This is a genomic window from uncultured Stenotrophomonas sp. (assembly GCF_963519925.1).
Classification (GTDB): Bacteria; Pseudomonadota; Gammaproteobacteria; order Xanthomonadales; family Xanthomonadaceae; genus Stenotrophomonas; species Stenotrophomonas maltophilia_AE.
Genome location: NZ_CAUQPH010000118.1, coordinates 1 through 11,550 on the forward strand (window position 1 = coordinate 1; position 11,550 = coordinate 11,550).

An 11,550-nucleotide genomic window follows, 5' to 3' on the forward strand; every position below is an offset into this window, starting at 1 on the left:
GCGCAGGGCGCCGCTGCCCAGCGCGTGGCCGCGCTGTTCGCCACCCAGGTGCAGCACAGCGGCGGCCCGGCACTGTCGCTGGCCACCGGGCGTGGCAGCGACGGCATTCGTTTCGTGATCGACGGTGCGCTCAAGACCGGCGCCGAGGGGTACCAGCTGCGCAGCGATGCGCGCAGCGTGACCGTGCAGGCAGCCACCGAAGCGGGCCTGTTCTACGGCGCGGCTACCCTTTCGCAGCTGCTCACCGGCGGCAGCAACGGCGTGGTGCCGGCACTCAAGATCGACGACGCGCCGCGCTTCAGCTGGCGCGGCCTGATGCTGGATTCGGCCCGCCACTTCCAGAGCCTGGACGAGATCAAGCGCGTGCTAGACGCGATGGCCGAACAGAAGCTCAACACCTTCCACTGGCACCTCACCGATGACCAGGGTTGGCGCATGGAGATCAAGCGCTACCCGAAGCTCACCGGGGTGGGCAGCTGCCGCATTCCGGCCGGCGATGGTGGCCGCGACCCGGCCACCGGTGCGCCGCGCCCGTATTGCGGCTTCTATACCCAGGACCAGATCCGTGAAGTGATCGCCTACGCTGCCGCGCGGCATATCCAGGTGATTCCGGAGATCGACGTGCCCGGCCACGCCACCGCCGCCATCGCCGCGTACCCCGAGCTGGGCACGATCGATACGCCGCTGCAGCCGCTGAGCGAATGGGGGGTGTTCCCGAACCTGTTCAATACCGGGGAGAGCACCTTCCAGTTCCTGGAGAACGTACTGGAGGAAGTGATCGAGCTGTTCCCCGCCAGATACGTGCACGTCGGCGGCGATGAAGCGGTCAAGGACCAGTGGGAAGCCTCCGCGCGCGTGCAGGAACGCATGCGCGAAGTGGGCGCCGGCACCGAAAACGAGATGCAGGCACACCTGATCAAGCGGCTGGAGAAGTTCCTCGAACAGCACGATCGCCGCCTGATCGGCTGGGACGAGATCCTTGAAGGCGGGCTGCCGCCGGAAGCCACGGTGATGTCCTGGCGCGGAACCGAGGGCGGCCTGAAGGCCGCCAGCGAAGGCCACGACGTGGTGATGTCGCCGGTCACCGACATGTACATGGATTACCTGCAGACCAACTCGGAGAACGAGCCGCCGGGCCGCCCGCTGACCACTCCGCTGGGCCGCGTGTACGGGTTTGAGCCGGTGCCCGACAGCCTGGCCCGCGACAAGCAGCAGCACATCCTGGGCCTGCAGGCCAACATGTTCACCGAGCACACCCGCAGTGTCGCGCGCCTGCACCACAACGTGTTCCCGCGCCTGGCTGCGGTCGCCGAAACCGGCTGGTCGCCGCGTGAGCGCCGCGACTTCGCCGACTTCCTGGCGCGCCTGCCGTCGCAGCTGCAGCGCTGGCAGGCCATGGGCATCGCTTACGCGCAGACGCCATTCGAGGTGGAAGCGGATGTGAGCGACGACCGCAAGGCCGGCACCGCGACGTTGGCACTGCGCAACCCGCTCAACTACGAGATCCGCTACAGCGTGGACGGCAGCCCGGTCACCGCCGCGTCGCCGCGCTACACCGCGCCGCTGACCCAGCCGCTGCCGGTGGGGGTGCAGGCCGCGACCTTCTTCGACGGGCAGGCGCTGGCCAAGGCGGCCAGCCGCTTCAACGTCACCGCGCAGTCGCTGCTGAGCCGTACCGACGAGCACCTGGCGATGTGCCCGGGCGAAGGCAAGCTGCTGCTGCGGCTGGAAGACGACGGCCCGGCCGATGGCGCACGCGCAATCTTCAACGTGAACATCTTCAACCCGTGCTGGTTGTGGGAAGGCGCGGACGTCGACGGCATTACGAAGCTGCGGGTGCGGGCCGGGCAGATTCCGTACTACTTCCAGCTGGCGCATGACGAGCCGCAGCGGCGCTTCGTGCCGGCACGCAGCGCGCACGGTGAGATGGACATCCTCAACGCGCAGTGCGATGGCAAGCCGCTGGCCAGCGTGCCGCTGCCGGCCACGCCAGGCAAGGATGGGTTCATCACGCTGGAAGCGGCACTGCCACGTTCGCTGAAGGGTCGCCAGGACCTGTGCGTGCGCTTCACCGGCGACACCCGCCCGACGATGTGGGTGCTCGACACGCTGGAGCTGGTGCCGCGTTGATGAAGTAGCGGTGCCGGCCCATGGCCGGCACCCGTGTTGCCTGAATGAGGTAGGGTCGGTTCCCAAACGACCGCCGATAACGTTTCCGCAACCGGTAACGCATTGCAATCAACGGCAACGGATTCTGCTTCGTTGCAGGTCATGCGTTACCGGGCGTTGATACGTTCACTGCGGTCGTTCGGGAACCGACCCTACCCGGCTATCCCTTCATGCGTAAAAGCAGATCGCGCAACGGCGTGAACACCACCGCCATGCCGGCGAGCACGCCAATGCTGTTGGCCAGCGCATCCATCGGGTCGGCCATGCGGTCGGTGGTCAACGCGCCCTGCAGGAATTCAATGCCCACGCCCAGCAGCACCAGCCCGGCGCCGGCGCACAGCAGGGCCGCGCGCGTGCGGTAAATCTGCACCGCCGCCGAGGCCAGCAGGAAGTACGCCAGGAAGTGCTCGATCTTGTCGCTGTTCTGCGGCAGCGCCAGCGGCGGCGGCGGGATCAGGCAGACCACGATCGTCAGCCCGATCGCCAGCCACCACAGGCCCAGCCACAGCCGTGGGAAACGCAGCGGCTTCAACATCCCTGTTGCGCGCATGTCAAAGCCGCCAGGTCAGGTCGCCGAGCGCGAACGCCGGTTCGAAATCCACGTCGCGCTGGAAGCCCATCACCTGGAAACGCTCGCCCATTTCACTGGGCAGGGTCAGCTTCTTGACCTGGTCGCGCAGGCGCACCTTGCCGATCTCGTCGGCACGGGCTTCGGCCAGCGCCAACAATCCATCCAGCCCGTTGCCGAGCAGGAAACTGGACTGGCTGCAGTACCCCGCCAGTTCGAACCCGGCGTGGGTGCCGGCTTCGGCCAGTGCGGTGAAATCCACCGACGCGGTCAGGTCCTGCAGGCCCGGCCACAGGAAAACGTCGTTGTGCACATGGTGGCGGTAGAACGCGCGCACGGTGCCGTCGTCGCGGTCATCGCGATAGAACTCGTTGCGCGAGTACCCATAGTCGACGAACAACATCGCGCCACGCTTCAAGCCACCGGCCACGGCCTGGATCCAGTACGGCAGGTGCGGAAGCAGTTCGGAGCGGTAGCCATCGGCAAAGGGCTTTTCGCGATAACGCTCCAGGTGGCGCACGGCGGCGGTCAGCATGGCGTCGGCGGGCTGCGCGCCGCGCATGAACGCACCGTCGGCATCCAGCTCCACGGTTTCCTCATAGACCATGCCGTCGCGCGCCAGGAAGCGCGGTGTCGGCAGGGCGTCGATCACTTCATTGGCGAACACCACCCCGTCCCAGTCGTCGTCGAACGGGCCGTCCAGCCACTCCACCAGCGCGAACAGCGGCGGCACCAGCGCCCGCTGCAGGCGTTCGCGCTGGCGCTCGCGCAGGTCCGCGCTGGGCTCCAGGATCGCGTAACGCTCGGGCAGCGCATCCAGCTCCAGCATGCGCTTGAGCAGGATCTCGGCGAACGCGCCGCTGCCGCCACCGAGCTCCAGGAACCGCGCCTGCGGGCCCAGCTGCTGCATCACCGGGGCGATCGCATTGGCCAGGGTGGCGGTGAACAGTGGCCCCATTTCCGGGGCGGTGGTGAAATCGCCGGCTTCGCCGAACTTGCTGGAGCCTGCGCTGTAGTAGCCAAGCCCGGGCGCATACAGGCTCAGCTCCATGAACCGGGCGAACGGCATGGCACCGCCATTGGCGAGGATCTCCGCGCGCAGCGCGGCGGCCAGTTCGTCGCTGTGGGCCAGGGCGTCGGTGTCGGGCGTGGGCAATGAGGAATGCATGGTGCAGGCGATTGCGGTGACAATGCACAGCATAGCCGAGCAGGAAGGAGCCCCGATGACCGCCACCACACCCGTCGTGCTGATCACTGGCAGCGCGCGCCGGATCGGCGCGGCCATCGCCCGCCAGTTCCACGCGTGCGGCTGGTCGGTGGTGCTGCATGCGCACACCTCCACCGCCGAACTGCAGCAGATGGCCTTCGACCTGGACATGCTGCGCCCGGGCAGCGTACTGGCCCTGCAGGCCGACCTGCGCGATGCCGAGGCCCTGCCCGACCTGGTCGAGCAGACCGTGGCCCAGTTCGGCCGCCTCGACGCGCTGGTCAACAACGCCTCCAATTTCTACCCGACCCTGCTCGGCCAGATCACCGCCGCGCAGTGGGACGACCTGTTCGCGGTCAACGCCCGCGCCCCGCTGCTGCTGGCCCAGGCCGCGGCGCCCCAGCTGCGCCGCCACCAGGGCTGCATCGTCAACCTGACCGACCTGCACGGCACCCAGCCGATGCGCGACCACCCGGTCTACGCGGCGGCCAAGGCGGCGCTGGAAATGCTGACCCGCTCGCTGGCGCTGGAGCTGGCGCCCAAAGTGCGGGTCAATGCCGTGGCGCCGGGCGCGATCCTGTGGCCGGAGCAGGGCAAGGACGACTTCGCCCAGCAGGCGCTGCTGGCGCGCACACCGCTGGGCCGCACCGGCACGGTCGAAGAGATCGCCGAGGCGGTTTACTGGCTGGTCAACGACGCGCCGTTCGTGACCGGGCATACGCTGCGGGTGGACGGGGGGCGGATGTTGACGTGATGCGTGGGCCGGCCAACGGCCGGCGCTACGAATTGTTACGTAGCGTCCCCGGATCCGGATCAACCCGCCATTGACAACTCGACGACCTCGAACGGGTCTGCGAACTGGGGGTGTGCCCGCCACAGGGCTGCGAGGGTCAGGCCGCTGACGGGGTCGATGAAGTCCGGCGCGATATCGGCCAGCGGCTTGAGCACGAAGGCATGCTTCAGCTCCGGGCGCGGAATGCGCAGGTGGCCGGGGCCCTCGACGATCAGGTCGCCGTAGAACACCACGTCGATGTCCAGGGTCCGGTCGCTGAAGCGCGGGCCGCTGCGGTCGCGGCCGTGGGCGTCTTCCAGGGCATGCAGCCACCGGTCGAGGTCCTCCAGTGGCTCATCAGTCTCGATCGCGACCGCGTTGTTGAGGAATGCCGGGCCGTCGAAGCCCACCGCGGCCGTGCGGTAGGCCGGGGACACGCGGATGTCGCCGAAACGCTGGCGCAGCGCGGCCACCGCGGCGTGAAGATGCTGTTGCGGCTGCAGGTTGCTGCCCAGGCTCAGGAGCACAGTGGTCATGGTCATTCAGCGTACGTGGGGCGAATCCACACGGGGCCAACAGGGCCACCGCATAGAATCGGGGTGCACATCATAGGACACCGACATGACCTATTGCGTCGGCATCGAGGTGGACGAGGGCCTGGTCTTCGCCGCCGATACCCGTACCAACGCGTCGCTGGACGACGTTCGCGTGCATCGCAAGCTGCACGAATTCGAGTTTCCCGGCAAGGCCAGCTTCGTGGTGATGGCCGCCGGCAACCTGGCCACCACCCAGCTGCTGATCTCGCGCCTGCACCGCGATGTGGAGGAACAGCGGCCGGAAAACCTGCTGGCCTACCGGCACCTGTTCGAGGTCGCCGAGTACGTGGGCCGGGTGCTGGTCGACAGCCAGGTCAAGTGCAGCACGCCCGAGCATGGCCATGACGGGGTCAATACCCAGGCGACCCTGATCCTGGGCGGCCAGGTGGGCGGCGAGCATCCGGGGCTGTACATGATCTACCCGCTCGGCAACGCCATTGCCGCCTCGCCCGAGACGCCCTTCCTGCAGATCGGCGAATCCAAGTACGGCAAGCCGATCCTGGACCGCATCATCCGCCCACAGACGCATCTGGACGACGCCGCGCGGACCGCTATCGTGTCGCTGGATTCGACCATCCGTTCCAACCTGTCGGTGGGCCTGCCAGTGGACCTGGTGCTGCTGCGCACCGGCGACCTGCGTATCAGCCACCGCATGCGGCTGTCCGGGGATAGCCCGCTGTATGCGGAAATCCACGGCAACTGGTCGCGGCGGCTGGAACAGGCGGTGGCGAGCCTGCCCCGCTTTCCCTGGGAAACCGGGTAGATACCAACCGTTCGCCGGTATTCCCCGCGATCAGGACAACGCGTCGGCCACCGAGCGGAACACCTGCTGCATCTCCAGCGGCTTGCGCAGCACGTGGACCTCCACGCCCGCAGGGAAGCCCTGCAACGGCACCGGCTCATCCACGTCTTCCAGCACCAGTGCCGGGCCGTGGTACCCCAGCGCGGCCATTTCATCCAGCAGGTCGCTGGCCGAAAGCAGCCTGTCCCCCGCATCGGCGATCACCAGCGCCGGCATCGCCTCCTGCTGCATCCAGCGCAGCGCCGCGCCGCCATCGGAAGCCAGCTGCAGGTGGTAACCCTGGCTGGACAGCGCATTGCCCAGCAGCGACAGGCGGGTCGCCTCGCCATCCACCACCAGGATCGACTGGCCCGCACCGGCAGCCACCGGCTGCACCTGCGGCGCTGCTTCGACGGTCTCGGCGCGGACCGGCAGCAGCAGCACGAAGCAGCTGCCCACGCCGGGCGTGCTGGCCACCTGGATGCTGCCCTGCGCGCCTTCGATGATGCGCTTGCAGGAAATCAGCCCCAGTCCGGTGCCGTTGGCCTTGGTGGTGAAGAACGGATTGAACAGGTGCGCCATCACCTCCGCACTCATGCCCACGCCCTCGTCGCTCACCGACAGCCGCAGCCGTTCCGGGCCGTGCGGGTCGGCGTCGAGCTCGGCACGCAGGGTCAGCCGACCGCCCTCGGGCATCGCCTGGATCGCGTTGAGCGACAGGTTCAACAAGACCTGCTGCAGCTCGGTGTAATTGGCATCCACCGCCAGCTCCGGATCGGCCACCTCCAGGTGCAGGCTGACCCGGGCCGGCAACGTGCTGCGCAGCAGCAGCTCGATCGCTTCGAACAGGTGGGTGACCTGGATGCGTTCGATGGCCGTGCGCGAGCCGCGCACGAACGACAGCATCGACTCGGCCATCTCGTGGCCGCGCCGTCCGCACTCGGCGATCACGTCGGCCAGGTGATGCAGCCGGGGGTCCTGGGTACGCGCCTTGAGCAGCTCCGGCATGATCAGCAGCGGCTGCAGGATGTTGCGCAGGTCGTGGCTGAGCCCCGCGGCAAGCAGTGACAGGCTTTCCAGCCGCTGCGCGCGCATCAGTTCGGCCTCCACCCGCTGGCGGTCGACCGAGCCGCGCGCATCGCGCACCGCACGCGCCACGGCCGACGGCAGGCGGGCCGGCTGGTGCTTGATGATGTAGTCGTTGGCGCCCTGGTGCAGCGCTGCCACCGCGTTCTCCTCGCCCAGCGTTCCCGAGACGAAGATGAAGGGCAGGTCCGCATGCCAACCGCGTACGATCTCCAGCGCCTGGTTGCCGGCGAAGCCGGGCATCTCGAGTTCGGAGAGCACCACGTCCGGTGCGAAACGCAACAGGGCGTCGCGTAGCTCGCCCGCGGTCTCGACCCGCTCGAAGCTGGCCTGCAGGCCGGCGTCCAGCATCTGCCGGCACATCAGCGCGGCATCTTCAGGCGAATCTTCGACCAGCAGGATACGCAGGTGTCCCAACGAAGACCCGATCGGCGGCATGGCTACTCGGCCTCCCCGGCCGGGTTCGTCAATGGCGTGAATATACCCCACACCAACGTGAATGCGGCACAGGAGCGGCCAGCCGCCGCCAAGCAAAAAGGGCGCGCCTTGCGGCGCGCCCCGATGTCTTCCGTGCTGCGAAAATCAGCGCGTGGCAGCGGCGGTAGCCACCTTCAGCGCCTTGGCATCGACGCTCTTGACGCCCTTGATGCCCTTGGCGGTGGTGATGGCCTTGTCATGCTCGGCCTTGGTGGCCACGGTGCCGGACAGCGACACCACGCCGTTCACCGTTTCCACTTCTACCTTGGTGCCCGGAACGTTGCTGCTCGCCAGCAGGTCGCTCTTGACCTTGGTGGTGATCCAGGTATCGGTGACCGGCTCGGCGGAATCATGCTTGTCGGCATGGGTCATGGCGGCGTGGTCGGTGGTCTTCGGCGGATCCTTGGCCATCGCCGCGGAGGTGCCGAGCAGCATGCCGAAAGCAAGCGAAGCAGCAAGCAGGTTACGCGTAGTGGTGGTCATGTGCGGTGTCTCCTGGTGTGTGTGCCCAGTGTCGGCGCCACTGCGTACACGAGGCGTCGCCATGACATCAAATCGCCGTGAACCAGTCAGTTTCAACCCCGACGATTCATGTTTCCGCAGTGCATCAATTGCAATTATTCTTAGCCCACGCCACCGGAAGACGACACCATGACCGCGACCCTGCAGGTGGGACTGATCGGCTACGGCCTGGCCGGAAGCGTGTTCCATGCGCCGCTGCTGCAGCACACGCCCGGGCTGGCCCTGTACAGCATCGTCAGTTCGCAACGCGACCGGCTGCTGCGCACGTTTACCGACGTACACGTACACGCGTCGGTGGAACCCCTGCTGGCCGACCCGGCCATCGACGCGGTGGTGATCGCCACGCCGAACCAACAGCATGCGCCGCTCGCGCTTGCCGCGTTGCAGGCCGGCAAGCACGTACTGGTGGACAAGCCGTTCGCATTGGACATGACCGAAGCGCGCAGCGTGGTGGAGGCCGCACGCAGCGCCGAGCGCGTGGTCAGCGTGTTCCAGAACCGACGTCATGATGCCGACTACCTTACCCTGCGCGGCGTGCTTGCATCCGGTGTGCTGGGCCGCATCGCCGAATGCCATTCGCACTTCGACCGCTTCCGCCCGCAGGTGCGCGACCGCTGGCGCGAGAGCGAGGCACCCGGCAGCGGGTTGTGGATGGACCTGGGCCCGCATCTTCTCGACCAGATGCTGCAGCTGTTCGGCTGGCCCGAAGCGATCAGCGCCGACATCGTGGCGCAACGCGATGGCGCACGCAGCGACGACTATTTCCATGCGGTCCTGCACTACCCCGGCCTGCGCGCGATCGTGCACGCCGGTTCGCTGGTCGCCGCATCGACGCCGCGTTTCGCGGTGCATGGAAGCCACGGCAGTTTCCTGAAGGACGGTCGCGACGTGCAGGAAGACCAGCTGCGCCACGGCATCGCGCCGGGGGCACCGGGGTGGGGATTGGATCCCGTACACGGGCAGCACGTCTGGATCGACGATGACGGCAAGATGCAGCGCCGCAGCGTGGACAATGTGCGGGGTGACTACCGGCAGTTCTACACCGCGTTCCGCGACGCGGTGCTGGGCGGGCAGGAGGCACCGGTGAGCGCCGAGCAGGCGCTGCAGCTGATGCGCCTGCTGGAGGCAGGCCGCGAAAGCGCCGACAGTGGCCGGCGCGTGGATCTTCGGTAACTGCGAACCTGGATCAACGGCGATCCGCCGGTTGGGTTGCATCCCGATCAACGGCCGATGCCGCTGATCAGAGCGGCGGGGCATGACTCTCATCGGAGAAATCGCTCCGGCCAGGGTGATGCGTCCACGTGCCGATCACCCTTCCGTGCAGTCGTTTGGGAACCGACCCTACCGGCGCTGCCCCTGCTTACTCCTTCATCATGGCGTGGCCACCGAACTGGTTGCGCAGCGCCGACAGCATGCGGTCGCTGAAGGAATTTTTTTCGCGCGACCGCAGGCGCTCCAGCAGCGACAGGGTGATCACCGGTGCGGAGACATCCAGGTCGATGGCCTCGGCCACGGTCCAGCGACCTTCGCCGGAATCGGGAACGAACGGGGCGATGCCGTCCAGCTGCGGATTGCGCTGCAGTGCGTCGGCACTGAGGTCGAGCAGCCAGGAACGCACCACGCTGCCGTGCTGCCAGGCCCGGGCCACCTCACCCAGGTCGAGGTTGAACTCGGTCTTGCGCTGCATCAGCGCGAAGCCTTCGGCATAGGCCTGCATCATGCCGTACTCGATGCCGTTGTGGACCATCTTGCAGAAGTGCCCTGCCCCGCTCGGCCCCACGTGCGCCCAGCCGCTGTCCCGTGCCGGCGCCAGGGTGCGGAAGATGTCACCGACCCGCTGCACCGCGTCGGTGTCGCCACCGATCATCAGGCTGTAGCCTTCCTGCAGGCCCCACACGCCGCCGCTGGTGCCGCAGTCCAGGTAGGTCACGTCCTCTTCCCGCAGCTGGGTCGCGCGGCGCATCGAATCCTTGTAGTACGAGTTGCCGCCGTCGATCACCACGTCGCCTTCGGACAGGTGCGGCGACAGCGCGGCCAGGGTCTGGTCGACCACTTCGCCGGCCGGCACCATCAACCACACCACGCGCGGCACCGACAGCTGCGCCAGTGCCTCGGCGGCCGACGCGCTGACTTCGAAGCCGCGCTCGGCAGCGCTGGCGCGCGCCGCGTCGCCCGGGTCCACACCGATCACGCGGTGGCCGCCGCGATGCAGCCGCTCGGCCATGTTGGCGCCCATGCGCCCCAGTCCAATCATTGCAATTTCCATGACTCACCTCTGCTCGGGTTGCGAATCGATCAACGCTGCCGGACACCGCTGCAGTCGGGTCTCGACCCAGCGGTGGTACAGCGTGGTATGCAGGTTGTGCAGGCCCAGCTCGAACGCAAACGGCGTGCGCGGATTGCGGTCGAGCAGGCGTGCGACGTGATAGCCCACCGGACGTATACCGCGCGGATGCACATAAATCACGAACCCCTGGTAGAACGGATCGTCCAGCAGCGCATCCAGTTCAGCCAGCAACGGCTGCTGGCGGGCCGGCAGTGCGGCGCGCAGGGTCGGGTCGCGCTCGAACAGCAGCCGCTCGAAGCGGCGCGGCCCCGGTCCCGGGATCTGGCTGGCCAGCTCCCAGATGCGCCGGTTGATGCGGTCGTAATGGGCGAAGCCGCCGTGCGTGCGCAGTGCGTCGCCCGCCTCCGCACTCACTGACACGATGACGAAGTTTTCGGCCTGGTTGTTGATGTCGTCCAGGAACTGGCGATCGAACACGTGCTCGATGAAGCCCGGGGCACCGACGAAGGCCTGGCGCCCGAGGCGCGAGGTACGCACGGCCTTGCCATCGGCGAACAGCGCGCCGGCGTGCCTGCCGAGCAGGATGCTGTCTGTGCCGTGCAGGGTCAGGAAGGTGCCGATCGACAGCTCGCCCGGGCTGAAAGCGGTATCGAAATCCGCATCTCCGAACAGCTCCCGCTGGGTCGCCAGCTGCGCGACCTGGCGGCCCACGCCGCACTCCCCGCGCACCCGGCCGGCGTAGAACGCCTGCAGCGCGTCGCTGTTGCGGCCGGACGGCTGGTAGCCGCGTCCCAGGCTGCGGAATCCTTCCCAGCCCTGCGCGTGGGCACCGCCGGTGCCGAAGCCGATCCAGCCCAGCTGCAGCCCGGAGAAGCGGAATCCCGGGTTGTCCTGCAACCGGGTCGCCGCGCGCACCGTGGCCTTGCCCAGCTCGAATGCAAAGGCACAGACCGTTGCCGGATCGTCGAGCAGCCCGCGCAGGAACTGCTCGCGCTGTGCCGGCGGCCAGGCGCGCGGCCACTGTGCGCGCAGGTCGCCGGCGGCCTGCGCCTGCTGCAGGTCGTCGCGGTCGCAGACGGGGCCGC

The 11,550-nt window shown here is 67.9% G+C and carries 11 protein-coding genes; 4 read left to right on the forward strand and 7 right to left on the reverse strand.

The features are described from left to right. Window positions 1-2,130 (forward strand): family 20 glycosylhydrolase (locus tag RWO33_RS16040; protein ID WP_314106188.1); only part of this gene is annotated, 2,130 nt, incomplete at its 5' end. A gap of 199 nt (window positions 2,131-2,329) precedes the next feature. On the opposite strand, the gene RWO33_RS16045 is transcribed toward RWO33_RS16040, so the two are convergent. Continuing rightward, window positions 2,330-2,719 carry a VanZ family protein gene (locus RWO33_RS16045; protein WP_314106190.1) on the reverse strand — a complete coding sequence of 130 codons (390 nt, stop codon included), beginning with the start codon at window positions 2,717-2,719 and terminating at the stop codon, window positions 2,330-2,332. A gap of 1 nt (window position 2,720) precedes the next feature. Next, window positions 2,721-3,905 (reverse strand): SAM-dependent methyltransferase, encoded by a 1,185-nt coding sequence (locus RWO33_RS16050; RefSeq protein ID WP_314106191.1) that lies wholly within the window; start codon window positions 3,903-3,905, stop codon window positions 2,721-2,723. Window positions 3,906-3,960: 55 nt separating this feature from the next. On the opposite strand from RWO33_RS16050, the gene RWO33_RS16055 reads away from it, so the two are divergent. Beyond that, the gene (locus RWO33_RS16055) at window positions 3,961-4,698 is read left to right on the forward strand and encodes a pteridine reductase (protein WP_145479181.1); all 738 of its coding nucleotides are present in this window, start codon (window positions 3,961-3,963) and stop codon (window positions 4,696-4,698) included. A gap of 59 nt (window positions 4,699-4,757) precedes the next feature. Here the strand turns inward: RWO33_RS16055 and folK are convergent, their stop codons facing one another. Further along, window positions 4,758-5,252, reverse strand: a complete 495-nt coding sequence (gene folK, locus RWO33_RS16060; protein WP_314106192.1) for a 2-amino-4-hydroxy-6-hydroxymethyldihydropteridine diphosphokinase — start codon at window positions 5,250-5,252, stop codon at window positions 4,758-4,760. A gap of 85 nt (window positions 5,253-5,337) precedes the next feature. Here folK and RWO33_RS16065 point away from each other — a divergent pair, with 85 nt between their 5' ends. Next, the gene (locus tag RWO33_RS16065; protein WP_145479179.1) at window positions 5,338-6,075 is read left to right on the forward strand and encodes a 20S proteasome subunit A/B; all 738 of its coding nucleotides are present in this window, start codon (window positions 5,338-5,340) and stop codon (window positions 6,073-6,075) included. Between the two features lie 30 nt (window positions 6,076-6,105). Here RWO33_RS16065 and RWO33_RS16070 read toward each other — a convergent pair whose 3' ends face one another. Further along, the gene (locus RWO33_RS16070) at window positions 6,106-7,617 is read right to left on the reverse strand and encodes an ATP-binding protein (RefSeq protein WP_314106193.1); all 1,512 of its coding nucleotides are present in this window, start codon (window positions 7,615-7,617) and stop codon (window positions 6,106-6,108) included. A gap of 144 nt (window positions 7,618-7,761) precedes the next feature. Continuing rightward, window positions 7,762-8,139, reverse strand: a complete 378-nt coding sequence (locus RWO33_RS16075) for a BON domain-containing protein (RefSeq protein WP_145479177.1) — start codon at window positions 8,137-8,139, stop codon at window positions 7,762-7,764. Window positions 8,140-8,307: 168 nt separating this feature from the next. Here RWO33_RS16075 and RWO33_RS16080 point away from each other — a divergent pair, with 168 nt between their 5' ends. Next, window positions 8,308-9,351 (forward strand): oxidoreductase, encoded by a 1,044-nt coding sequence (locus RWO33_RS16080; RefSeq protein ID WP_314106194.1) that lies wholly within the window; start codon window positions 8,308-8,310, stop codon window positions 9,349-9,351. A gap of 187 nt (window positions 9,352-9,538) precedes the next feature. Here RWO33_RS16080 and gnd read toward each other — a convergent pair whose 3' ends face one another. Both gnd and RWO33_RS16090 read right to left on the reverse strand, forming a co-directional pair. Further along, complete coding sequence (gene gnd / locus RWO33_RS16085) at window positions 9,539-10,444, reverse strand: phosphogluconate dehydrogenase (NAD(+)-dependent, decarboxylating) (protein WP_145479175.1); 906 nt, start codon at window positions 10,442-10,444, stop codon at window positions 9,539-9,541. Window positions 10,445-10,447: 3 nt separating this feature from the next. Further along, window positions 10,448-11,550 (reverse strand): hypothetical protein (locus RWO33_RS16090; protein ID WP_314106195.1); only part of this gene is annotated, 1,103 nt, incomplete at its 5' end.

Excerpts from the sequence above, each read along its gene's own strand:
- RWO33_RS16045 (WP_314106190.1), bottom strand. The coding sequence starts at position 2,719 with ATGCGCGCAACAGGGATGTTGAAGCCGCTGCGTTTCCCACGGCTGTGG.
- RWO33_RS16050 (WP_314106191.1), bottom strand. The coding sequence starts at position 3,905 with ATGCATTCCTCATTGCCCACGCCCGACACCGACGCCCTGGCCCACAGC.
- RWO33_RS16055 (WP_145479181.1), top strand. The coding sequence starts at position 3,961 with ATGACCGCCACCACACCCGTCGTGCTGATCACTGGCAGCGCGCGCCGG.
- folK (WP_314106192.1), bottom strand. The coding sequence starts at position 5,252 with ATGACCACTGTGCTCCTGAGCCTGGGCAGCAACCTGCAGCCGCAACAG.
- RWO33_RS16065 (WP_145479179.1), top strand. The coding sequence starts at position 5,338 with ATGACCTATTGCGTCGGCATCGAGGTGGACGAGGGCCTGGTCTTCGCC.
- RWO33_RS16070 (WP_314106193.1), bottom strand. The coding sequence starts at position 7,617 with ATGCCGCCGATCGGGTCTTCGTTGGGACACCTGCGTATCCTGCTGGTC.
- RWO33_RS16075 (WP_145479177.1), bottom strand. The coding sequence starts at position 8,139 with ATGACCACCACTACGCGTAACCTGCTTGCTGCTTCGCTTGCTTTCGGC.
- RWO33_RS16080 (WP_314106194.1), top strand. The coding sequence starts at position 8,308 with ATGACCGCGACCCTGCAGGTGGGACTGATCGGCTACGGCCTGGCCGGA.
- gnd (WP_145479175.1), bottom strand. The coding sequence starts at position 10,444 with ATGGAAATTGCAATGATTGGACTGGGGCGCATGGGCGCCAACATGGCC.